This is a genomic window from Moraxella cuniculi DSM 21768, assembly GCF_900156515.1.
GTDB lineage: Bacteria > Pseudomonadota > Gammaproteobacteria > Pseudomonadales > Moraxellaceae > Moraxella > Moraxella cuniculi.
In genome coordinates this window covers 1-24,583 of the sequence record NZ_FTNU01000013.1, presented here as the reverse complement: position 1 = coordinate 24,583, position 24,583 = coordinate 1, and the positions used below count along the sequence as shown (strand labels likewise).

At 40.9% G+C, this 24,583-nt stretch carries 24 protein-coding genes; 3 read left to right on the top strand and 21 right to left on the bottom strand.

The genetic code is table 11. The features are described 5' to 3' along the window. From BW928_RS07900 to BW928_RS07845, 12 genes are all read right to left on the bottom strand, one after another. Positions 1 to 687, bottom strand: a complete 687-nt coding sequence (locus BW928_RS07900) for a 3-oxoacid CoA-transferase subunit A (protein WP_076555692.1) — start codon at positions 685 to 687, stop codon at positions 1 to 3. Beyond that, positions 684 to 1,877 carry a benzoate/H(+) symporter BenE family transporter gene (locus BW928_RS07895; protein WP_076555691.1) on the bottom strand — a complete coding sequence of 398 codons (1,194 nt, stop codon included), beginning with the start codon at positions 1,875 to 1,877 and terminating at the stop codon, positions 684 to 686. The genes BW928_RS07900 and BW928_RS07895 overlap by 4 nt, the downstream gene beginning before the upstream one ends. Positions 1,878 to 1,901: 24 nt before the next feature. After that, positions 1,902 to 2,687: a 1,6-dihydroxycyclohexa-2,4-diene-1-carboxylate dehydrogenase gene (locus tag BW928_RS07890; RefSeq protein WP_076555690.1), complete on the bottom strand. Its 786-nt coding sequence runs from the start codon at positions 2,685 to 2,687 to the stop codon at positions 1,902 to 1,904. Positions 2,688 to 2,715: 28 nt separating this feature from the next. Next, positions 2,716 to 4,125 carry an MFS transporter gene (locus BW928_RS07885; protein WP_076555689.1) on the bottom strand — a complete coding sequence of 470 codons (1,410 nt, stop codon included), beginning with the start codon at positions 4,123 to 4,125 and terminating at the stop codon, positions 2,716 to 2,718. A 16-nt stretch (positions 4,126 to 4,141) separates the two neighbouring features. Next, positions 4,142 to 5,341 carry a M20 aminoacylase family protein gene (locus tag BW928_RS07880; protein WP_078310434.1) on the bottom strand — a complete coding sequence of 400 codons (1,200 nt, stop codon included), beginning with the start codon at positions 5,339 to 5,341 and terminating at the stop codon, positions 4,142 to 4,144. Between the two features lie 110 nt (positions 5,342 to 5,451). Then, complete coding sequence (gene benC / locus BW928_RS07875) at positions 5,452 to 6,465, bottom strand: benzoate 1,2-dioxygenase electron transfer component BenC (protein ID WP_076555688.1); 1,014 nt, start codon at positions 6,463 to 6,465, stop codon at positions 5,452 to 5,454. 105 nt (positions 6,466 to 6,570) lie between these two features. After that, complete coding sequence (benB, locus tag BW928_RS07870; RefSeq protein WP_076555687.1) at positions 6,571 to 7,071, bottom strand: benzoate 1,2-dioxygenase small subunit; 501 nt, start codon at positions 7,069 to 7,071, stop codon at positions 6,571 to 6,573. Further along, complete coding sequence (gene benA / locus BW928_RS07865; RefSeq protein ID WP_076555686.1) at positions 7,068 to 8,450, bottom strand: benzoate 1,2-dioxygenase large subunit; 1,383 nt, start codon at positions 8,448 to 8,450, stop codon at positions 7,068 to 7,070. Before benA ends, benB begins: the two co-directional genes overlap by 4 nt. A gap of 81 nt (positions 8,451 to 8,531) precedes the next feature. Next, the gene (gene catA / locus BW928_RS07860) at positions 8,532 to 9,455 is read right to left on the bottom strand and encodes a catechol 1,2-dioxygenase (RefSeq protein WP_076555685.1); all 924 of its coding nucleotides are present in this window, start codon (positions 9,453 to 9,455) and stop codon (positions 8,532 to 8,534) included. A gap of 108 nt (positions 9,456 to 9,563) precedes the next feature. After that, positions 9,564 to 9,854 carry a muconolactone Delta-isomerase gene (gene catC / locus BW928_RS07855; protein ID WP_076555684.1) on the bottom strand — a complete coding sequence of 97 codons (291 nt, stop codon included), beginning with the start codon at positions 9,852 to 9,854 and terminating at the stop codon, positions 9,564 to 9,566. Positions 9,855 to 9,875: 21 nt separating this feature from the next. Beyond that, entirely contained in the window at positions 9,876 to 10,985 is a 1,110-nt protein-coding gene (locus BW928_RS07850; protein WP_076555683.1) for a muconate/chloromuconate family cycloisomerase, read from the bottom strand. Positions 10,986 to 11,150: 165 nt separating this feature from the next. After that, positions 11,151 to 12,464: an MFS transporter gene (locus BW928_RS07845; protein ID WP_076555682.1), complete on the bottom strand. Its 1,314-nt coding sequence runs from the start codon at positions 12,462 to 12,464 to the stop codon at positions 11,151 to 11,153. A 206-nt stretch (positions 12,465 to 12,670) separates the two neighbouring features. Between BW928_RS07845 and BW928_RS07840 the strand changes: the two genes are divergently transcribed. After that, positions 12,671 to 13,675, top strand: coding sequence for a LysR family transcriptional regulator (locus tag BW928_RS07840; protein WP_078310463.1), 1,005 nt, complete (start codon positions 12,671 to 12,673; stop codon positions 13,673 to 13,675). Positions 13,676 to 13,754: 79 nt separating this feature from the next. Here BW928_RS07840 and BW928_RS11840 read toward each other — a convergent pair whose 3' ends face one another. The 5 genes from BW928_RS11840 to BW928_RS07820 all read right to left on the bottom strand — a co-directional run bounded on the left by BW928_RS11840 (position 13,755) and on the right by BW928_RS07820 (position 18,664). Next, positions 13,755 to 14,081, bottom strand: coding sequence for a hypothetical protein (locus BW928_RS11840; protein WP_169835315.1), 327 nt, complete (start codon positions 14,079 to 14,081; stop codon positions 13,755 to 13,757). Positions 14,082 to 14,124: 43 nt separating this feature from the next. Continuing rightward, on the bottom strand, positions 14,125 to 14,946 hold the full coding sequence (locus BW928_RS07835; RefSeq protein ID WP_259741477.1) for a DUF3100 domain-containing protein: 822 nt from the start codon (positions 14,944 to 14,946) through the stop codon (positions 14,125 to 14,127). Positions 14,947 to 15,076: 130 nt separating this feature from the next. Beyond that, positions 15,077 to 16,255 (bottom strand): M20 aminoacylase family protein, encoded by a 1,179-nt coding sequence (locus BW928_RS07830; protein WP_076555680.1) that lies wholly within the window; start codon positions 16,253 to 16,255, stop codon positions 15,077 to 15,079. A gap of 10 nt (positions 16,256 to 16,265) precedes the next feature. Further along, positions 16,266 to 17,780 carry an aldehyde dehydrogenase family protein gene (locus tag BW928_RS07825; protein ID WP_076555679.1) on the bottom strand — a complete coding sequence of 505 codons (1,515 nt, stop codon included), beginning with the start codon at positions 17,778 to 17,780 and terminating at the stop codon, positions 16,266 to 16,268. A 17-nt stretch (positions 17,781 to 17,797) separates the two neighbouring features. Beyond that, on the bottom strand, positions 17,798 to 18,664 hold the full coding sequence (locus tag BW928_RS07820) for an NAD(P)-dependent oxidoreductase (RefSeq protein ID WP_076555678.1): 867 nt from the start codon (positions 18,662 to 18,664) through the stop codon (positions 17,798 to 17,800). A gap of 132 nt (positions 18,665 to 18,796) precedes the next feature. Here BW928_RS07820 and BW928_RS07815 point away from each other — a divergent pair, with 132 nt between their 5' ends. Together BW928_RS07815 and BW928_RS07810 are read left to right on the top strand one after the other, a co-directional pair. Next, complete coding sequence (locus tag BW928_RS07815) at positions 18,797 to 19,690, top strand: LysR family transcriptional regulator (RefSeq protein ID WP_076555677.1); 894 nt, start codon at positions 18,797 to 18,799, stop codon at positions 19,688 to 19,690. A 75-nt stretch (positions 19,691 to 19,765) separates the two neighbouring features. After that, positions 19,766 to 20,287 (top strand): hypothetical protein, encoded by a 522-nt coding sequence (locus BW928_RS07810; RefSeq protein WP_076555676.1) that lies wholly within the window; start codon positions 19,766 to 19,768, stop codon positions 20,285 to 20,287. A gap of 252 nt (positions 20,288 to 20,539) precedes the next feature. Here the strand turns inward: BW928_RS07810 and BW928_RS07805 are convergent, their stop codons facing one another. The 4 genes from BW928_RS07805 to BW928_RS07790 form a co-directional block, all read right to left on the bottom strand. Further along, on the bottom strand, positions 20,540 to 21,790 hold the full coding sequence (locus tag BW928_RS07805; RefSeq protein WP_076555675.1) for a Fic family protein: 1,251 nt from the start codon (positions 21,788 to 21,790) through the stop codon (positions 20,540 to 20,542). Positions 21,791 to 22,125: 335 nt separating this feature from the next. Further along, positions 22,126 to 22,404, bottom strand: coding sequence for a helix-turn-helix domain-containing protein (locus BW928_RS07800; RefSeq protein ID WP_076555674.1), 279 nt, complete (start codon positions 22,402 to 22,404; stop codon positions 22,126 to 22,128). A 109-nt stretch (positions 22,405 to 22,513) separates the two neighbouring features. Then, on the bottom strand, positions 22,514 to 23,641 hold the full coding sequence (locus BW928_RS07795; RefSeq protein WP_076555673.1) for a Fic family protein: 1,128 nt from the start codon (positions 23,639 to 23,641) through the stop codon (positions 22,514 to 22,516). Between the two features lie 551 nt (positions 23,642 to 24,192). Next, positions 24,193 to 24,426: a hypothetical protein gene (locus BW928_RS07790; RefSeq protein WP_143821545.1), complete on the bottom strand. Its 234-nt coding sequence runs from the start codon at positions 24,424 to 24,426 to the stop codon at positions 24,193 to 24,195. Between the last annotated feature and the right edge of the window lie 157 nt (positions 24,427 to 24,583).

Sequence of the window (24,583 nt, the reverse complement as noted above, 5' to 3'; positions counted from 1 at the left end):
TTATGCTCCTGTCTTGGTGGGTGATGAAGGAGTAGCCTCTACAACATATTGCACAAAAATACCAGGGGTGATGATGTACTCAGGATCAAGTTTGCCAAGCTCTACCACCTCTGACACTTGGGCAATGGTTGTGGCGGCTGCCATTGCCATGATAGGACCAAAATTGCGTGCTGATTTACGATACACCAGATTGCCCCAGCGGTCACCTTGGTGTGCCTTAATCAGGGCAAAGTCAGCCTTGATGGGCATCTCTAGTACATAGTCTTTGCCATCAAGATGGCGAGTTTCTTTACCTTCTGCCAGAAGCGTGCCATAGCCTGTGGGCGTAAAAATCGCGCCAAGACCCATACCAGCCGCCTGAATGCGACATGCCAAATTGCCTTGTGGCACCAGTTCAAGCTCAATTTTTCCTGATAAATACAGCTCATCAAAGACCCAAGAATCAGCTTGACGCGGGAAAGAGCAAATCACCTTATCCACCGCCCCTGTTTTTAGTAGCTTGGCAAGTCCATAGTTGCCATTGCCTGCATTATTGCTGATAATCGTTAGACCTTTGACGCCAAGCTCAATCAAGCCATCAATCAATTCAGCTGGCTGTCCCGCGGTGCCAAAGCCACCAATCATAATAGTTGAGCCATCTTTGATGTGGCTAATGGCATCACCAAGTCTTGTGTGTTTGTTTATCATGCGATATCCTTTTTAAAAATTCGCCCATTTAAAATAAAGTAGCTAATCATTCCAATAACCACGCCCCAGAATACCGAACTCAAGCCAAGCAAGCTAATATCCGAAGCGGTTGTCAAAAAGGTAATCAAAGCTGCTTCTTTCTGTGCAGAAACTTGCATGGCTATTGATAGATTATTCAGCAATGCACCAAGTAAGGCCAAACCAGCCAAAGCTCCAATCAATGCCGATGGAAGGATTTCAAATAACCCAACTAAACTGCCTGCAAATAACGCTCCTAACAGATAAAATAAACCGTTAGCAACTCCGCCAATATATCGTTGACTTGATTGCTCATGGCATTCTTTACCCATGCATAAAGTTGCTGTCACCGCTGCCTGCACGATACTAATTCCACCAAATGGAGCAATTACCAAGGATGTCAAACTTGCGGTATTAATGACAGGCTTGCTTGACATTTGATAATCATTCAACCGCAATAAAGCCATGCCTGGCAAAAATTGCCCTGTAAAATTCAGAATAACCAGTGGCACCGCCAGGTTTAATATCGCCTGCCACGAGATATCCGGGGCAATAACCTGAGGCTTGGCTATTGAAAAACCAATCTCAGTATCACCAAACCCCTCTAGACAATACGCAGCCACAAGACCAGAGAGTAAGACCCAGAAAATGACATACCTAGGACTAACACTTCTACCAATTAAATACACAATCAACATAGTAAAAACTAACGTAGGTGAGCTAGAAGCAGAGTTAAAAATCTGTAAGCCAAAATTTAGTAATATCCCCACCATCATACCAGCTGCCACCCCCTGAGGAATCCATGATAATAGCTTGTCAAAATATCCACTTGCGCCTATCACTAAGCTAATTACCGATGTTAAAATGTAGGCGCCCACCATTTCCGATAGGGTCATTTGCGGCAATAGATCAAGAAGTAATACCGTTCCAGGAATCGACCAAGCTAATAAAACTGGTATTCTGTAATAAAGAGACAGCGCAATACTGGCCAAAGCTGAACCTATGGATATCGCCCATATCCAAGAAATCATCATGTCATTATCAAGACCGGCTTGCTGACCCGCTTGAAATACAATCACAAGCGGCCCAGCATAGGATATCGCTACCGCCAAAAATCCGGCAATAGTTGCAGATAACGACCAGTCTTTAAGCAGCCCTTCTATCCAACTCATAAGACACTCCCTGTCAGTCTCTGGTTAACCCTGATCACCCCCACCGACTGGTACCACAGTACCAGTTATATATGATGATTCATCAGATGCCAAGAATAAAATGGCATTTACCTGCTCATCAATTGTGCCATATCTACCCAAAAAAGTGCGATCAATTGTCTGCTCAATCACTTGTTGCATCCATTCTTTATCTTGAGGGGATTGCTCTTGTGTATTTCTGGGTACTTTTCTCGGCGGTGCTTCGGTACCGCCAGTTGCTACTGCATTTACGCGAATGCCATTTTTGGCATGTTCAAAAGCCAAGGAGGCGGTTAGAGCGTTGATGCCACCTTTGGCGGCTGAATAGGGCAAACGATTAATACCCCGCGTTGCAATAGATGAAATATTGACAATAATGCCAGATTGCTGATTAATCATTGATGGCAATACTGCACGACAACACCACAGCGTGGGAAATAACGATCGATTGATTTCCTGAATAATTTCATGTTCTGTAAACTCTTCAAAAGGTTTCATCCAAATTGCACCACCAACATTATTAATAAGAATGTCGATTTTTTTATATTTTTTTAAAGTTTGCTCAACCATCTGACAGGCATCGCTAAAAGCCTCAAGATCTGCCCGAATGGCAATTGCCTTGCCGCCAAGATTCTTAATTTCCTGGGCCACTTCATTTACATAATCAGAACGGTCTACCAGCACAACACGCCCAGACTCTTTGGCAATTTGCAGAGCAACGCCCCTGCCAATTCCTTGTGCAGCCCCTGTAACAATAATCACCTTACCTTTAAATCGTTTATTTCGTAACATAAAGCTACTCCTTGCATGAATAAATTGTTTATGTTTGTTCTGGCTTTATCGAAGCCTTGGGGATGATGACTGTTACCACAAGAGTTGCTAATATGCCAAAAAACACCATGGTTAATAAAGCATATTGGGCAGCCACATGGATATTGCCATTTTTGAAAACGCTAAAGATTGTTGCACCAGTCGCAATGCCAAACGAAGCACCCAAAGCACTTGCCATTTTGAACACGCCAGCTGCAACACCAGCCTTGTCCATTGGGACATTCACCATGGCACAATCCGCTGCTGGCGTTGAGTAGCAGCCTAGACCAAGTCCAAAGATAGCAAAAGAGATGATTACCCACCACATATAAATTTCATGTGAAACAAAAGTCATGGACAATCCCAGAGTGCCTATGGTAGTAATCACTGTACCAAGCCACATAGGTATTTTGTAGCCAAATTTATGTAGTAGCTTCTCACTAACGCGGATCATAATCATTACCATTGCCACATAGCCTAATGATTTTACACCTGCCTCAAAAGCTGTTAGCCCATGCCCTTGTTGCAAATAGGTATTGATAATAATAATTGTGCCTGCCATGCAGTTTAGTAGAAAATTGGACAGACAAGCCCCACTATATCCGCGACTTCTAAATAGTGAGAAGTCAAGAAATGCATTGGATTGTTGGCGTATTTCGGTACGAAAGAACACAATACTCATCATGACCGCACCTGTAAGCATTATTAAAGTAAATTGATGCGTCAAGCCCAATCGAAAACCTTTGGTAATTAGTAAATTTAATGACAATAAACCTAAAATGCAGCTAAATAATCCGATATAATCGTAACGACCGACACTTATTTTGTTTGACTTACTTTCTGGTGTGTCTTTGATGAGTAATGCACCAATGATAGAGATGGCAATAGATAGCAAGAAAATACTTTTCCACCCCATAAGGGTTGCAATCGCCCCACCAACAAAAGATGATAATCCCGATCCGCCAAACGAACCGATAGACCAAAAGCTAAATGCTCGCTGTCTTGCAGCACCATGATAATAATTTTTGATAATGGATAAAGTTGCTGGCATAATACAGGCTGATGACAACCCTTGTAATATGCGACCAATGCCAAAGGTAAATGCTGAATTGCTAAAATACAGAACCAAACAGGCAAGGATATTTAAGGCAAAGCCGATATAAGTTAGACGTACTCGACCAAAACGATCCGCAAGGCCACCCATTAAAATAATAAAACACCCAGAAAACAGCGACCCCAAACTGATAACAGCGTTTAGCGATGAATCATTCATGTTCAGATCTTGTTGAATGGATGGAACTACATTAAAAATAGATTGGTAAAATAACCAAAATGTTAGTACGCCAAGCACCATGCCGATCAACAGTTTGTCATTTCCGTGGAATTGCTTCAATTCTTGAGTTTGAGAAGATATACCCATGTGAAAAGCCCTTTTCTTAATCCTTTAAATAGTTTTCAACCAATCCGCAGAAGTAGGCTGCTGCCGGTGCAATAATTTCATCATTGAAGTCATAAGCGGAGTTGTGTACCATGCACGCTTCCTCTTCGCCACCATTTCCTACAAAGCAGTAATTTCCATTAGGATTGGCTTCTAACATAAAGGCAAAATCTTCACTACTCATCAGTGGAGAGATGTCAGTATGTACTTTATCTATCCCAACTAGATTTTGAGCAACTTTAATGGCAAAAGCAGTGGCTTCATTTCCATTGATAGTAGGCGGGCAGCCATTCACATGCTCAATTTCTGCAATTGCTCCAAAGCTCTGAGACTGAAAATCAACCACTTCCTTAATGCGTTTTAGTACATTTTGACGCACTTTGGGATTTAATGTTCGAACGCTTAATTTTAATAAAGCACTATCATTTACGACATTTGGCAAATTTCCTGATATTAGCTGCCCTACTGTGATGACTGCTTGATCTAGTGGACTGACATTACGAGAGACGATACTTTGCAGTGCGATCGCGATATGACAAGCCACTAGCGTTGCATCAATGCCATATTCTGGCATGGCACCATGACTACCCACCCCCTTAACATGGACATGAATAGTATCAGATGATGCCATTATTGCCCCAGTTTTAAAATAAAACTCGCCAGCATTTAGTCGTGGCATATTATGCATTGCAAAAATTACATCGCAAGGAAATTGGTCAAATAAACCATCCTCTAGCATGACGCGTCCACCATACAATAATTCTTCAGCAGGTTGAAAAATCAAATGCACAATGCCATTAAAATTTTTAGTTTTGGCAAGCTGTTTGGCACATGCAAGCAAGATTGTGCTATGGCCATCATGTCCACAGCCATGAAACTTGCCTGTAATTCGGCTCTGATAAGGTTTGCCAGTGTTTTCGATAATTGGCAGGGCGTCCATATCGGCACGCAAACCGATTGTTTTATTACCATTGCCATTTTTCAAAGTTGCCACAACGCCTGTTTTGGCCAACCCTTGATGTACGGTGTAACCCCATTTGGTGAGCATCTCGACAATTAAATTGCTGGTTTTAACCTCCTCAAACCCCAACTCGGGATATTGATGTATGGTATGGCGAATGTTGCAAAAATACGACTGTTCATCCATAACATCTCTTAAATGCTGAGAATTGATGGTGATTGGATTAGCAAGAGACATATTCACTCCTGTTGATAATAGATGTCAAAAAATCCAACATGGCTATGCTATCAAATATAATCGTAATGCATTACGGGGACAATCCATTTATTATAAATAAGCATTTGCAGTCAATTGGCAGAAAACTTCTCAAACAAGAAATTCTGAACTGAGATATTCTGATTGTCCAGCCAGTCTTTTACTGAATTAACCATTGCCACGGGACCACACAAATAAATATCCACATTCCCTGCATTTAACCAATAATCATCAATATGAGCAATCACATAACCCTTTCTTTCATGAGATGATTTTTCATTCGCGACGACCGTGCGATAATCAAACCAACTGTGCTTTTGTTTGAACAACTCCAAAACATCAAGCCCAACCAGATCATCATCATTTGTAACACCAAATACCATGCGCACTGGTTGCTCAGAGCCTTTTTCATCCAATACTTTCAGCATGGATAGAAATGGGGCTATACCAGTTCCACCTGCTAAAAATAAGGTCGGTCGAACAATTTGTCGCAAATAAAAACTACCAAAAGGACCGGTAAATTTCATTTTATCGCCAATTTGTGCAGAATTGGTCAAAAATGAGCTCATCTTACCATTAGGAACATTTCTCACGACAAAACTGGTTTTTCGGTCACCAGGTTTTGAGCTAAATGAATAAGATCGCGCTTCACCAAGTCCTGGTATCTCCACATTGACATACTGCCCCGCCAAGAAATTAATTTCTGGCTCGCTCTCATCAAGCTCAATTTCAAAAGAGATCGTACTATCAGACACTTTTTGCAGGTTGTTTAGACTGCCTGAAAATGTTTGAATTTCAGTTTTGCATACAGTGGAGCTTGCCAAGATTTGAACAACTGAATCAGAGGTTGGATAGCACTGACAAGCCAACACAAATCCATTTTGGGCATCTTCTTCACTTAAGGCATCCTCGATATACATATCCGCATCCATCTCATAAGTTCCTGACTCATAAAATGCACGGCAAGTACCACATGCCCCATCTCGACAATCTAGCGGAATGTTCATCTTTTGTCGATAAGCAGCGTCGGACAAAACTTCGCCATCATTAACTTGGATAAAGTGAGTAACACCATCTTCAAATTGTAAAGCAACATTGTGGCTCATAACTAAATATCCCTATCTTGCTGATTTTAATATTTGTAAAAGCGCTCGCCCATCCTAAAAGTAGGACAAGCGCATTAAATTAATCAAAAGTCAGGCTTGATTTAATCAAATATGATAAATATCAATTACCTGATGGATGTAATCATTTTTCAGTACGACATACTTACTCAGAATCTTGAATTCATCGATAGAGATATCAATCACGTATCGAGAGATGCCAAAATATTGATACATGGTTTTATAGCGAAAACTTGATGTCTGCCAGTTGAATCGTACAATAGCCTTACCGCCATCAATACTCTCAACCTCAATGTTATGAATGTTGTGATTTGTGCGCGTATCTGGAATTGTCGCTGACGAACGCTCGGTTTTAATACGGAAAACGCGGTCTTCAAGACCCTGCCGATCTGGATAATAAATCAAGGAAATTTCAGACATTGGATCAGTGACTAGTGTATCATCATCATCCCACGCAGGCATCCAAAAGGAAGCTTTAGGAGCGTAACACTCTAGCCAATCATCCCATTGTTCATCATCCAAAAATCTAGCCTCTTTGTACAAAAATTGGCTAATCTTATGATGTAATTCTACAGACACTAAACTCATGCAACACCTCCCGATTCCAACTCTCGCTCATTTTTAATAGCCTGCTTCATGACTTCCATCCAGTGCTCATGCTGGGCCAGATATAGACCTTCATCTTCAGTTTTAACACCGCTAAGCTTTGGTTTGAGGCCAATTTCTTTTGCAAACTCATCAGCGCCATACACCCAGTGATTAGCACCTCGACACATATCATTCCACTCAACCTCAATGCCTGCATAGCCAACTTGGCAAGAACGGAATTCTTCCAGGTCATCTGGGGTTGCCATGCCAGATGCATTAAAGAAATCTTCATACTGACGAATACGACGTTTGCGATTTTCTACATCCTCCCCCTTTGGAGCAATGCAGTAAATTGTAACTTCGGTTTTATTGACAGATAATGGGCGTAAAACACGGATTTGCGAACCAAACTGATCCATTAGATAGACATTTGGATACAGGCAAAGGTTGCGCGATCTCTCAATCATCCATTTTGCCATCGCTTCGCCATACAGCTCTTTATAAGAATCAAACTGGGCATAATTTGGACGATTCTCTGGATTTGCCCACTGAGTCCAAAGCAGCATATGACCATGCTCAAAGCCATAAGAACCGCCGCCCTGCTTACCCCAGCCACCTGCACTCATGGCACGGATTTTATCTTCACCTGCTTGTTTTTCTTTGCGCTGTTGAGTGGTTGCTGCATAGTTCCAATGCACTGCTGTAACATGATATCCATCAGCACCATTTTCTGCGGTAAGCTTCCAATTGCCTTCGTAGGTATATGTTGACGAACCACGAAGCACCTCCAGGCCATCTTTTGCTTGATCAACAATCATATCAATGATTTTGGTTGCCTCACCTAAATACTCCTGTAATGGCAATACATCAGGGTTTAAGCTACCAAACAAGAATCCTTTATAGCTTTCAAAACGAGCGACTTTTTTTAGATCATGGGAGCCATCTTTATTGAAGCTTTCTGGATAGCCGGCATCTTTCGGATCTTTCACCTTTAGCAATTTGCCTGAATTATTAAATGTCCAACCATGGAATGGGCAAGTATATGATGACTTATTGCCTTTTTTGTATCGACAAAGCTGGGCCCCTCGATGCGAACAAGCATTAATCATTGCATTTAATTCACCGTCTTTATTGCGTGCAATAATGATTGGCTGGCGTCCGATATGTGTCGTATAATAATCATTAATTTCGGGAATTTGGCTTTCATGCGCCAAATACACCCAATTCCCCTCAAAAATGTATTTCATTTCAAGATCAAATAAGGTTTGATCGGTAAATACAGAGCGATGAACCTTATATTCACCCGTTTCTTGATTTTCAACCAAAAGCTCGTTGATTCGGTCAAGATGGCTTGTATTAATGACAGGAATGCGCGGCATAATTATTTCTCCTTGTTAAGCTGGCTGAACTTAGATATCATCAACCAGGCTATCCGTCAGCCCAGCTGATGATAAAAGGCATCAGCCTTGAGCGCGTCTGCGATCAACTTCGGTGCTTGGGGCAGTTTGGGTGTCTCGTGTGAGTTTAAAATCAAAGCGAATGTGCTTAAAAGGTTTGTTCAGATTATTGGCTTTGATTTGCGCTTCATCAGTGACATCCACAGCGGTTACAACCAAGCCTTCACGAGTACCAAAGGCAAAGTCCTCCCAAAGATATTTATCACCTTCAATATTAAATTGTGTAGTGAGTTTGCGATAGCCATCAGCCGTGATAAAGTAATGTACGTGTGATGGACGTTGTCCATGACGACCCAAAAGCGTCAATAAAGCTTGGGTTGGACCATTGGGTGGGCAGCCATAGCCAACAGGCATGGTGGTTTGGGCTTTGTAGCTGCCGTTTTCATCGGTATAAATGGTACGACGAAGGTTGAAATCAGACTGTGATTTATCAAAGAATGAGTAGTTACCTTTGCCGTTGGCGTGCCACATTTCAACCTTGGCATTGGGGATGATATTACCGTCCACATCAGTGACCACGCCTTCAATGATAAGTGTGTCCACACTGTCAGATTCAGCGCCATCGTCCATGCGCGCAAAGCCAACAGATTCAGGAGCGCCTGCCACATACAAAGGACCTTCAATGGTGCGAGGTGTGCCACCTTTTTCAACACCAGCTTGCTCATCTTTGGCATCTTCTAATAAATCCATAAAATGTTCAAGCCCCAAACCTGGCACAAGCAAACCCACTTCGTTAGCTTGCCCCAAATCAGCAATATACTCCATGCCTTTCCAAAGCTCGGTTTGGGTGATATTCAAATCCACAATGGCTTCAAATAAGTCGCCCAGAAGACGTACCACAATCTCTTGTACACGCGCATCCACCTCACCTGTGGCGGTATCCACATTCATTTTTTTGACCAATGCATCAATTTGTTGACGGTTCATAACATACTCCATATTACTGTTGAGTGATTGTTAATAGCTGGCAGAAGCTGGCTATCATTTCCTTATTACCTTGCTATGGTTTTGACTGTGTCATAGCCCACAGTGTTTTTAGCTGTCGTCTTCTTTGATAGAAGAGGGGTGACGATTAAGCGGTGTAATTTCAAGGCTCATATAAGGATATAGGGGCAAGCCTTGTAAAATGGTGTGTAGCTCTTCATGGTTGTCCACATCAAAAATACTGATATTGGCATACTGCCCTGAAATACGCCACAAATGACGCCATTTGCCTTGGCGTTGCAATTCTTGGGAGTAGGCTTTTTCGGTTGCTTTGATAGCATCTGCAGTTTCTTTTGGCATATCCAACGGGATTTTTACATCCATTTTTACATGATAAAGCATCACTTTCTCCTATTTGTAAAGCTATTTTCTTGTCAATTCCTTTACCTTAGTCTCATCAATCTCAATTCCAAGCCCTGCATCTTTTGGTACTTGTAACTCAAAATCGCTATACACCAAAGGCGTTGTCAAAATCTCTTTCGTTAGAAGTAATGGTGCAAACAACTCTGTTGCATAAGGTAATGATTCAAAGGTGCTAAACACATGTGCAGATGCAATCGTACCAACGGCCCCCTCTAACATAGTGCCACCATAAACATCAATCCCCGCCAAGCGTGCAATATTAGCAACTTCACAAGCCTCTAAAAGCCCACCGGACTGTTCAATTTTAACAGCAAACACATCTGCAGCATGACACTTGGCAAGCTTGTACGCACTATCGGGACCTGTTAACACTTCATCAGCCATAATTGCAACATCGAATCGTTTGGTTAATCTAGTTAGAGTATCAATTTGATTAATTGCACAAGGCTGCTCAATTAAATCAATGCCACCATCTTGGAGCTTAGCGATGCCATCAATGCACTCAAGCTCACTCCATGCACGATTGACATCTACGCGAATGCTAGCACTATCGCCTAGGGCTTTTTTGATGGCGATGACGTGGGCGACATCTTCTTTGACAGACTTAGCTCCGATTTTGAGTTTAAAAATGTTGTGCCGTTTTTTTTCAATCATTGCCTTAGCTTCGGCAATATCCTTATCGGTATCACCTGATGCCAAGACCCACAAGACAGGTACGCTGTCACGCAAGCGACCGCCTAACACTTCACTTAAAGGTAGATTTAGCTGTTTTGCCCAAATGTCTAGCAGGGCTGTTTGTACAGCACATTTGGCAAAGCGATTGCCATTGATAGACTGATTGATAAGTTTACGCAGTTGCGCGATGTTTTTAGCCTTACTGGTTAGCACCAAAGGGGCAAAATAAGTATCAATATTGGTTTTGATGCTTTCTGGACTTTCTTCCCCATAGCCAAGTCCGCCAATGGTTGTCGCCTCACCCCAACCCACCGTGCCGTCAGCAGCTGTGATTTTGACAAGCACCAATGTTTGTACTTGCATGGTTGTCATAGGCAGCTTGTGCGGCCTGATGGTTGGAATATCTAGGATAAACGTTTCTACAGATTGATACATATTTTATAAATCCTTGAGCGATAAACTGCTTGATATATACTTTAAATCACTACAAACTACTTGTCCAAGACTCTTTTTGTATTTTTATATACCTAAAAGGTATATTGTTCAAATAATTAGAAAAGCCGGATTTATTTCCAAATCCGGCTTTTTGTCATCCAACTCTCAGTTTTGTTGAGCACTGGAGAGATTCACCATAAAGACAGCAATGGCTGCAATGATGCCTGGTATGGCGATTGCCATAAAGTTCATTTGATGTGGTAATTGATACGCCAATAAAGCTCCCGTCAAAACAGGTCCCACAATAGCACCAACTCGACCAATACCTGATGCCCAACCCATGCCTGTTGAACGGACAGCAGAAGGATAGTATTGCGCAACAAAGGTGTATAATAAAATCTGAGATCCGATTGTTGCTGCGCCTGCGATAGCAATCAGCGTATACAATACAATCGGCGGGCTATTAAATCCAAGTAAAACAAGTGATCCAGCACCCATAACAAACATCGCAACCAAAACTGGTTTCAGATGAAATTTATCAGCCAACATACCTCCACCAATAGCACCGATCATTCCGCCAATATTTAGCGCAAACAAGAACAGCATACTTGCACCCAATGAATAACCCGCCTGAATCATTAATTTTGGTAGCCAATTGCCTAAAGCATATACCATTAATAGACACATAAAGAATGCCATCCAAAACATGATCGTGCTGGTGGCTCGATTTTTCTGGAATAACGCTTTTAATGGCGCAGCATCTCCTCCGACTTCCTCAAGTGGTGCTACCACAAACTCTTTACCTACCAATGAGGGTTCGAGCTTTTTAAGCATTATAGTAACTTCTTCATCTTTGTTCTTTTGTTTTAAATACAATAATGACTCTGGAAGCATTACCCACAAAATCGGCAATAACAAAATCGGAATACCAGCAATCATAAACATAATTTCCCAGCCAAACTGAGGTACTAATACTTTTCCCAATAATGCCGAAGCCATACCACCAATAGCATATCCACTAAACATAACAGCCACCAAAGTGCTTTTGATGCGCTTCGGTGCATACTCTGTCGTTAGTGATACAACATTGGGCATAACCCCACCAATACCCAAACCTGCAATAAATCTCAAAATCGCAAATTGGGTCGGAGATTCTGCAAACGCACCCAAAAAGGTAAAGCCACTAAACAGGAATACACACAGCATGATTGTTAATTTGCGTCCAAGCTTGTCGGAGAGCGTTCCAAAAGCAATTGCCCCAAACATCATGCCAAATAAAGCGGAACTAGCCAACCATCCAGCTTGCACAGAGGTTAACTGCCATTGCTCCATTAATAATGGCAGTGCAACACCATAAATCACTAAGTCATAACCATCAAAGATGATAATTGCTAAACACCAAAGCAAAACCTTCCAATGAAACCCTGAAAATTTCGCTTGATCAATTACGGATTGAATATCCACTTTCTCCATCTGCATATAACAGCTCCTTGCTTGTTTAAAAAAAACACCATGGTGATAAAATAACCTTTAAAGAGATTTAATTCAAAGACTTAATTTGTATAAAATTATACTTTTTAAGTATCCTATTTTTATTGCTCTTCATTCAGTATTTAAATTGCAAAACTTACTTCGTTGTGGTATTTTCAAGCAACCATTACATGTTTAGAAAAGGTTTTGACTATATGGATATAAGACATTTACGCTATTTTGTTGCAGTGGTTGAGGAACAGAGTTTCACCAAAGCCTCCGAACGCTTGTTCATTGCCCAACCCCCTCTAAGTAGACAAATCAACAACTTGGAAGATGAGCTTGGCACTCCTTTGCTCAATCGAAATAGTAGACCCATTGAGCCTACAGATGCCGGTAAATTTTTTTATCAATACGCCAAACGCATCCTGAACAATATTGACCAAATGGTTGCAATGACGCGTCGCACGGGTACTTCGGATCGCAAACTTAGGTTGGGCTTTACTGGTTCTCTCTTGCTAGGCCTACTACCTCAAATTATTTATCAATTTCGTCAGCTTGCCCCACATTTACAAATTGAATTTATTGAAATTAATACTTTTGAACAAGTAGAGGCTCTGAAAAAAGGCGATATTGATGTTGGTTTTGGTCGATTAAGTTTTAGCGATCCAATTGTTAAGCGCATTCTTCTTAGAAATGAACCTTTGGTATTGGCGGTTCATAAGTCACATCCACTTGCGCAAAATGAAAGTGGAGTATATTTGGCAGATATAGTTGATGAGTTAGTTTTGCTATTTCCTGACACGCCCGGATATACATTCGCCACCCACATTAAATCAATCTTTTATGAACACGGTTTAACCATTGATCATACAGATTCGGTTTCAGGTATCCGCCTGGCTCTGGGCATTGCCGCATCAGGCTCAGGCGTCTGTGTTGTACCACAAAACAGTCGCGCAATTCATATGACAGACTTAAAATACATACCTATTTTAGACCCTGGAGCAGTGAGCCCTATCCATATCTCATTTCGAAGCATGGAGGATAATGAATATATACATCTTATGTTGACTACTATTGATTTAATTTACAAAAAGCTTGCATTTCAAGAAGAATTAAGCATAACACCTTTATTTAATGAGATGTGGGATTATGATGATGAGTCAAAAAAATGGAAACCCAAGCCAAGATCACTCAATCTCAAACTTGATAAGACTTAGGTATGTACCGGTACATATTTGAAAAACAATAAACCCACTAGATAACCCTTATCTAGTGGGTTTATTACTTTACATCCCATCACAACAAAGCATCTGCAATAATGACTGAACCTAAGTAAGTTCCTGTAAAAGTCAGTAAAGCAATAATCATGATTTTGACACCTGATTGCTTAAACAAACTTACCTCAGACTTCGAAATTGCAATACCTGCATAGGCTAGAGCCGGTGTAATTAAAGGTAGTAATCCAAGTTTATCAGTTGCTGCAATTACATAGTCGGCCATCGGCATGAATGGCAGGGCTGCAAAGATTGCTGCAATCGAAATCCATGCAATATTTGGCACACCGACAGGGATGATCTTTTTAACAAAAATACCAATCAAGCAGCAAACAAATAGGATGGTCATACCTGGCAAAGCTTCAATTGGAGAGGTTTTTGTACCAACCCAGTTAACAATCAACAACAATAAACAACAATAAACAAATAAACACAAGACCAGAAATCAGCTGCACCAATGAGACAGACACCTCTTCGTTGTCTTCAGTGCCTACTTCTGTGGTCACAATTGGGGTTGCAGATTGTGTCTTTCTTAGCTTTGACAGGACTTTAAATAGCCACTCTGCAAATGGCAGCGCCACAAAAATTGAAACAAACAATCCGGTCGCATAAGTAAGCAAATTACTCGAAGCTGCAAATGCAACTATATCCTCTTTATGTTCAGGCAAAATCTCGGACAATGCTGCTGAACACGCACCCATCATACTTCCAGAGCCTACACCACACGCCATAGCCAAAGCACGAACATCAAACACACCCCAAGAAGCAACCACACCCGCCATGATTGAGAAATAAATTGCCCCAAATAGCGTTCCCATCACATAAACACCCATAACACCAATACCTTCTGGGGTTTTTAGGCCAAATCTATCAGCAATCAAAGCAATATTAGGCTCTCGAGCAATTGAGTGCGTAGCACCAATTGATTCACGCCCCATGCCAAACACCAATACAGCGATTGGCAAAGCAAATAAAACCGTTGCCACATTGCCGATTTCTTGAAAAATCAGTGCAGGGCCCGCTGCAACAATCTCATTAATCTTAGGGCCGATACCTACTGCAAATTTAGCAATAAATGGCATAAGGCAAATTAAAATCCATTGTCCTGCAACCATGTTGCCATTTTTACCAACTACTTGGCCTAAGCTTGAATTAATATTTGGGTTAAAAAATATTGAAAAAACAAAAGCATATAGTAGTGGCAATAAAATCATCGTACCAATGCCGATGTCAAATTTGGCAATACCAATCCATTCAGCAATACAAGCTAGCACCAAAACCAATACGTGCAAGCGCCAATTAAAAAATATCGAGTTGGAGATTTTCATATTTACATCCTTTTAATTAATTTTTTACTGCCAAACTACCCTCAACTAAGGCAGCCCATAACTTAATTCCGATCGGTAGAGCATTATCATTAAAATCATAATACGGATTATGTAACGCTACCGAGGGCTTATCAACCTCATCAACACCAAGCCATATATAGGCACCTTTCTTTTGATTTAGCATAAATGAAAAATCTTCAGAAGCCATTGTTGGCAAAACGTCCGAAAATACTTTACCGTCGCCAAATGCCGATGCAGCAATATTTCTGGCTTTTTTGGCACAATCTGAATCATTGATGGTTGCTGGGTAGCATTCTTGGTAATCCAATATACCTTTTACACCAGTCGTATGTTCAAGCGATGCCACAGCCGCTGTAAGCTGATGTTTGAGTAGTAGTCGCACATTATCATCAAAGGCCCTGATTGTCCCTTTTAATCTTGCCACCCCTGGGATGATGTTATAAGTATCCCCACCCTCAAACTGCGTGATACTTAATACCGCTGAATCAAGTGGAGAAATCTGTCTAGAAACAATAGCCTGCAACTGAGTTATCAATGCTGCACCTGCCACAATAGGATCTTTTCCTAGATGTGGCATCGCCGCATGTGCCCCAACGCCTTGTAGCCGAATATCAAAAATATCAAACGATGCCATCATTGCGCCATCATTAATACAGATCTCGCCAAGCGCCCTACCTGGCCAATTATGCAATCCATAAATCTCATCAATATCGAATCGTTCAAACAACCCTGCCTCAACCATCGCCTTGCCACCACCTTTATTTTCTTCAGCTGGCTGAAAAACGAAGTAAACAGTACCGTCAAACCGGCCAAATTCCGATAGATATTTTGCAGCACCAAGCAAGATTGCTGTATGACCATCGTGACCGCAGGCATGCATCTTACCCTTTTGGATTGAACAATGTTCAAAGCTATTTAATTCCTGCATTGGAAGTGCGTCCATATCCGCCCTGATGGCAATACTTTTGTTTGAATTGCCTTTTTTTAATACACCAACAACACCTGTGCCGGCAATATTTTCATGTACTTCAATATTAAGACTTCTTAATATATCTGCAACCATCTTGGCTGTATTAAATTCTTCAAATCCAAGTTCGGGATTGGCATGCAAATGCTGTCGCCATTCACGCACTTGCCTTAAAAAATCTTCAGACATCATTTCATACGTTTTCATGATTGCTCCTTTACGCTTCTTGCGCACCATACCCAAAATTTACCAAGGGCGTAACAGCTGTTTCAACCCAAACACTCTTAATTTGACTATATTCATGCAAGGCTGCCAGACCTGACGATCTGCCATAGCCACTGTCTTTATAGCCACCAAAAGGCGAACTAACATGAATAGTTTTATAGCCATTAATCCATATAGTACCTGCCTTAATGCTTTTTGCAATTCTATGTGCTTTTGCGACATCTGTTGTCCAAACCGCTCCAGCTAGTCCAAATTGACTATCATTGGCAATCCTAATCGCCTCATCCTCATCCTGAAAAGGTATAGCAACTACAACTGGACCAAATATCTCCTGCTGTGCACAATCCAGCCCATTATCGCCAATAAGAACCGTTGGGTTAATATAATAACCCTCAGTTTGAGGTATCGGATGAATGTTTCCCGCAGCAATAGATGCCCCTTGTTTTTGTGCATTCTGCAAAACCGCGCATATTTGCTCAAATTGTTTTTTATTATTAATTGGGGAAATCTGAGTGATTTCTTCAGTTGGGTTACCCACTACAAACTTATGTGTACTTTTTGCCAAGTCAGCAACAAACCGATCAAAGATGTCAGATTGAATGAGCAAACGAGAGCCTGCCACACAGCTTTGACCAGCGTTTGCAAAAATGGCATTTTGCGCACCACGAAGCGCTTTATCATAATCAGCATCTTCAAAAACAATATTTGCAGATTTACCGCCCAGTTCAAGCACACACGGAATTATTCTTTTGGCAGCACGAGTAGCAATTTGCTTACCTGTTGATACAGAACCCACAAAGATAACTTTTTGGACATTAGCTTTATCAATCAACTTCTGACCAATAGTATGTCCATAGCCTGCAACCACATTGATCAGCCCCTTTGGCATACCAACTTGCTCTGCAAGATATGCCACCAACAATGAAGTAATGGGCGTGAGCTCAGATGGCTTTAAAATTACTGCATTGCCCGCCGTAATCGCTGGAGCAATCTGCCAACCGCAAGTAAATATCGGTGCATTCCATGGCGTGATTTGCAATACCACACCCAAAGGCTCATAAACAGTATAGTTAAGATGACTGGTTGGTACGGCAATCGTTTCACCATGTAATTTATCTGCCCATCCTGCATAGTAACAAAACATCTCTGCCACTTTTGCGACTTCACCGCGAGCATCACGGATTGGTTTATTGGCAGTCCGTGACTCAATCTGTGCTAAAATCTCCTGATGTTCTGCGATTTTTTCTCCCAACCGATAAATCAGTTGCCCCCGTTTTGATGCGGTCAAATCCGACCATTGTTGTTGCGCCATTGCTGTGCAATTGTGTAATTGCTCAACAATACTTTCATCCGCATCCAAATAATCAAGCATATCAGAGCCATCATGAGCAAATTTGACACTGATTTTCTCACCACTGCCAACCACCCATTGACCATTAATATAACTTGACACACCCGAGAACTGTGGGCATATTTGCCGTATCAGACGTTCAACTTGTTCATTCATTTTACACCATCCTTGATTTAATATTTTTTAAACAGTTCTTCATCTACTGTTTGTACAATTGCATTAAAATCCAATTCATCTTTTAAAGTCAGACTGTCACGCCAGAGTCTTGTAACTTGCTGCGACAGCACAAGATTGTCATGTAATAAATTTTGGGCAAGGGCAACATCTTTTCTCATCAATCCCATGCTAAATCCAGAATCATAGGCCTGACTCAAGATCCATTTTTCAAAATTAATCTCACTGACTGCGCTACGACCGGAACCTTGATTGACACCTCTTAAGAAAGCCTGCGAATCAACACCCGAGCGAGCCGCCATCGACACCATCTCAGCAACCAATAACAAATTTGCCGCCACAAGCAAATTATTGCCTAGCTTGGTAATATTGCCCGCACCAACCTCACCCACTCTTAGGTGTTTTGCGCTCATTTTATCTAGGATCGGGGTAATTTCTTTATATGCTTGCTCACTTGACCCAACAACCATGCTCATCGTGCCTGATATCGCACCCGCAGGGCCTCCAGATACTGGCGCATCCACAAAAGTCATACCCTTATCACAAAAGATTTGTGCAATCTGACGGCTAGCCTCTGGGGTTGAGGTGCTGGTATCAACCACTAACAATCCATTTTTTGGGTGAGCAATGATACCTTGTGTACTCAAGCAGGTTTCTAACACATGCTCTGCTTTTGGGAGCGATAAAATCAGCACTCGTGATTGTTTAATCAGTTCTGCCAACGTATCGCAAAGCACAATATTTTCCTGCTTTGCTTTTTCTTGGCTATATGAAGATATGTCATAGCCCAATACAGATTCACCTTTTTGCTGAAGATTAATCGCCATGGATAAACCCATATTTCCCAGCCCTATAACGCCAATCATTGCAACCCTCCTTATTGCTACAGTATTACTGACTATTGATAGATAGTATAAAAACGGTTAATATAAACCTCAAGTTCACAAAATGAAAAAATCGTTGCTTTTTTGGCAACATATTTAAGACGGGTATATCATATGAAAACTTTAATAGATAAACGAGTTCACTATTTTAATCAGGCTGTACAATTAGGCGGTGTTCGCGTCGCAGCAGACGCCTTAAATATTGCACCTTCAGCCATTAGCAGACAAATCGCACATCTGGAAAAAGAACTTGGCATGATACTTTTGGAACGAGGTATACGAGGTGCAAAACCAACTGAGGCTGGGTATTATGTCTTGGATTACTACCGGCATACACTGGAGCAGACTGAAGTTTTAGAAAGTCGAATTAGTGCGTTACAAGGTATGAATGCTGGCACAATAACGATCAGTACAGGTGCAGGTTATGTTAAGGCGTTATCCTTATTAATCACAGAGTTCTCCGCCAAATATCCTCAAATCAATATCCGCATCAGCATCAATAGCAGTAATGAAATTATTCGCAAAGTAATGGAAGGGGAATCCAACTTCGGTATATTGTACAATGCTATTCGACACCCCAAACTAAAATCACATCATCGAACACAACATCCTCTACATGTGTTCATGGCAAAAAATCATACACTTTCACAATACGACAGCGTAAGCATTGCACAACTCACTCACGAAAGATTGGCACTGACCGACACCACCCATGGCATTCGTCAATTAATTGAGCGTGCTGAGCATGAATACGGTTTATCTTTGACACCCACCCTACTCTGCAATGATATGAATTTATTAAAAGATTATACATTATTCGGCGGCGTTACTCTTTTACCGAGATTTATGCTACAGTCATCAGAAACAGACTTTTTGATTACTAAGCCTCTATCAGAATCTATATTTTTAAATCCCGAATCTCAAATTATTTCACGAAGAGGTGCGATACTGTCGCCAGTTAGTCAAGCTTTACTCATAGAACTTGCAATTATGCTAAAAAATTTATAGCTAGGCATCTTGCAACCCACTATAATTGACTAACACCCTTTTGTCTAATTCATCATGATTGTTAGCCCAAAACCCATGAAAGATCTACCAACGCGTATCTTTGATGCCTTTTGTGAAGGGATATTGGACACTGCTGTGTTTTATAGTGGTGATGATGTGTATTTGTATCGATTGGATGAATATAGACAAGTCTTTGAAAGACTGGCTAAAGATGCTGACATTCATGTGATTTATTATGACTTTACTGATGTGCAAGCATCTATTTATCAGCATTTTATGTCGCATATGATTGCAGCTGTTTGCCCCAATCAAGCAGATAGCTGTTATTCTTTGAGAGTTGTATTTGAGCAAATTATCTCAGGCAATCAGCGATATTTGTTAATACTGGATAATATTGAGTGCTTATATCAACCATTCTATCTCCAATCATCTGACACCAAAGACTTCATCGGCTCATTGCGCACCTGCCTAGATGTCTATCGAATAAATATTCGCACGGCTATGCTTTGTCGAGATACAACAAATTTAAGAAAACTGTACCATGATTACCGTGAGCCGTTTTATCGTTTTGGGTATTTGCAGGATGTGGGGAGGTAAAAGGATTTCATTGCTCGGCACTAAACTGGAAATTATCCCAAGTGGTTATCAAAGCAGCGAGCACAGTTTTTATCATAGCCATAAAAATATTCAAATAATGAAGTTTTTTATGGTTATACCCATAAACAAATGATGAAATTGGCTTAACATTTGGCATATAACCAAAAAAAACTAGAGAGATTAATTAAGTACCAAAATCTCAAACTATGCAAAACATACTTTTAATTAAAGTACTTAAAGGCAACATTAATCCTACCTCACCAACAAATACCCCTTACCACGACCATTACGCACAGTGGTTGCCAATCCCATGCTCTCAAGTTCATTGAGTAGCTTACGAGCGGTACTGTCTGAGATGCCAAGCTCATTAGATACTTGTTTGGCGGTCAAAACTTGATCAGCTGGCGTATTTATGAGTAGCTGATACTGATAGATGCTAAGATTGCTATAATCAGTAGCCGGATTTGCAGGTATGGATTTTGGCATAGATTGTGGCGTTTGGTCAATCGATAGCAGTGCTTGCAAATCGTTAATGGCTCGATCAATGATAGTGAGCTGATATGCAATAAAATAAGTCATATCCAATTCATCAGTTTCTACATCAATATAGCTTTGCGCATACTGTTTGGGTGCTTTGTGCAATAAGCGACTGATGGAGATATAATCAAAATGCGTATAGCCTGATTTTTGCAGTGACCAATAAAACAAAGCACGGGTAGTTCTACCATTGCCATCACCAAAAGGATGAATAAATCCAAGCAAAAAATGCAGAATAATCGCTTTGACAATCGGATGGATAAAGTCATCCCCTTGGTGATCGGCATTAGCAAAATCACAATATGCCTGCATCAAGGTCGGTAGAGTCTGCCATGCAGGGGGTTGATGGACAATTTGCCCATCATAATCAGCAATGACAATCTCATCATCTTGGCGAAATTCACCCGAAATCGCATCATTGTCAATTGCCCCTTCTGTGGCGATGCGATGCAATTGCAGAACCATAGTGATATCAAGCGGTTGAGTTAATCGTTGTTTCACCACTTGCATCAAGTGATAATTATTGACAATCATCACCTCGCTTTTATTTATGGGTGCACGGCGACTGCCGAGTAGCTCTTTGGCGACCTTGCGTGTGGTAGATGCGCCTTCAAGCTGAGCGCTGGTAATCGGCTCTTCAAAGAGTAACTCTTCGGTATCAATAGACCATTGCCATTGCTGATAGTGATGTTCAATGTGATATAGCTTGGCTTGTAGGCTTTGTGGTAAGCAATACGAGAATTGATAACCGCCAATATGTATCGACTGCATAATGGCGTGACGGTTGAGTTTTTGAGCAAGCCAGCGCCGTTTGCTGTCAGTTGGGTGACGATAGCGAAACTGCTCCCATGACAAATAACGCCCCTTGGCATCTGTTGGCGGGTATTCTGACAAATATCCCAAAAGCACAGACGAAATATCACTTGCTTCTAGCTCTGATAAAGTAGGTGGCTTGGGTAATTTCATCGTTATTTTCCATAAAATGTTGCAACTTATCGTATTTTACCTTATTTTATCGTAATTTGTCGTAAATTATCGTATTTTATCTCAGTTTGTCGCTAATTGACTTTTGGGCAATTAGTTTATACTTGAAACTTTTGTATATATAGAAAAAGTTTCAAGTATAATTGAAACTTTTTCTATATTAAGACAAGTTTTCAATGATCATTAGGGAAAGTTTTAGCCTTGAGTTGTCAAACCAACAAACCCTTGTTTTGTTGGTATGTCTCATCTAAATGCTGAGCAATCATTGAAATGGTATATGCTAGTACAAAACACTCAAATACCGAGTTGGCTGATAGTTACTGATCATAAGCGAGCACCTCGGCGATGGTTTTGGGTTTGATTGCTTTAGGTTTGGTTAATTCCATAAACCGAGCAATATCATCCAAAATCATCCACAATAACAAAAAGTTCTTCAAAGAAATATGACCTGTATTCTCAAACCGGCGAATGGTTGGCTCTGGAATCAAGGATTTTTCAGCCAGCGCTCGACGTGATAGCTTGGCATCTTTGCGTTTTTGTTTTAGATGCACTGCCAAAGCCAAGCGTGCATCAATATCGTCATACAGATGAAGCATAACCACCTCAACTTGGTTTAATTTTGATATTATTTTATCAAAATTATGAGATTTTTGGTAGTTTTTGATAATATTTTATCAAATTTATGCATGAATAACTTTTTTGTAGCTACTCTACAAGACAGCTCAGCTCATAACTTTGACTGCGTCCAGAAGCTAGTGACTTCACCAAAATTCCTTTTTCAACCAAATCATTGATGTCTCTTAGGGCGGTATCTGTGGATACTTTTGTGATACTCGCCCATTTTTTGGTGGTAAGCTTGCCATAAAAATCACCCCAAAGCTTATTGATCATCACTGCCTGCCGTGGATTGAGTGATGTGTGGCGATATGTATGCCAAAATTGTGACTTGGCGACAACCTTTTGTGACTGAGCAAGTGCTTGTATCAAAGCTGCTTCTAGATTGGTTAAAAACCAAATTAGCCATTCGGTGGCTGATGCCAAACCCCTTTGGGTCTGTTCAAGTATGTGATAATACTCACGACGATTAGTAAGAATTTGTGCGGACATACTATAAAATCGCTGCGGACTGCCATCGCTTTTGGCAAGCATCCGTTCAGTGAGTGCACGAGTTAGGCGACCGTTACCATCATCAAATGGGTGTAGTGTGACAAACCACAGGTGCGCAAGCCCTGCCTTAATTGTCAAATCAAGTCCCGTCTCATTATCGTTATACCACTGAAAAAATCGCTCAAGCTCATCGGGCAATCTATCGGCCTTTGGTGCTTCAAAGTGTACTTTGGCTTTGCCATAAGCGCCTGAGACCACCTGCATCGGGCCATTGACATCATCTCGTAATACACCCACATTAATGTCATACATACCACTTAACCCTTGTGGAAATAGCGCATGATGCCAACGGCAGACCTCATCCAAGGTTAATGGTAAATCAAATCTTGAAGTCGCCTTAAGCATCATTTCAACAATCGCTTCCACTTCATAGCTTGGCGTAACAAGCTGATGCTGATACAGTGCTTCAATACCTAAGTGCCGAGCAACCGAAGAGCGTACCTGTTCAGTATTAAGATATTCACCCTCAATCTCCGATGTCTTAATCACCTCCAGTGTCAATGCCTCAAGACTAACTTCAAGTGGTAAATCAAACCCAAGGCTGCTCATCTGCCCCAGCAAGCGTCCCTGAAGCAGACGAATGCGAGCAACAAGGGGAAGTAGCTGCCCCTCATCAAGCTGCCAATCTGTCCAATTTGGATATTCATGAATAAACGTATCAACCATCACTATTCTCAATTTTGCCTCATCTGCGGTAATTATACCACATATTCTCCGCAAAATATGCGGTGAATAATACCATCAATCACCGCAAAATTGGCATACTAAATCCCAAACCCAACTGACGAATTATAAGATTTTAATAAAAAAAATTAATATTATTAAATAGAAAATATAAAATTAAAATAATTCAAATCCATCCATACCTGCAACTTTCATCAGCAAGCACAAGGGCAAAAAATTTAAAATTATGATAAAATACGAAAAATGATCGGGTAAATTTACCCTATTGTTTTTCGTGCCAAAAAATAAAAAGTCATCAAAGCGTGCAATCAGCATCCACTCCGATAATAATCATAAGATATTGATATATAAAGAGATTATTTAATGTAAAATAAGGTTATTCGTCGAAAAATAGTCGCCTAAGATTGCCAAGGTTGGGTCGCGAGTTCGAATCTCGTTTCCCGCTCCAAATTTTAAAAAGTCCAAATCGAATGGTTTGGGCTTTTTTTTGTTAAAAAATAAACCCCATTGCTGGGGTTTATATATCTTAAGCCTTAAAATAAAATACGACCGATTAACGCTATTCCAGCAATGCCTTTAAAGGCATCAAACAAATTAAACACACTGCCTGAGAATGGATTACCCAACCTAAATAAGATAAAGGGGTCTAAGATACCTATCATACCCAATTGCATAGACATCAGTTGTAGTAATAAGATGCTAGCAGGTTTTTTGCCTATGGCTCTGGTTAATACGCCTTGAAAACGTATAAAGAATTTCATAAACATAAACAACCCCATTCTGTCTAGGTACTGTAATGCCATGTGCTGTGGTACATCAAAGTTTAAAAGGCCCTGGTTCAAAAAGTATGCTACACCCACCCATAGTTGATATAATGAAACACCAAGTCAAATGCTTTAAGATGATTGGTTGGGTTTTTAGAGA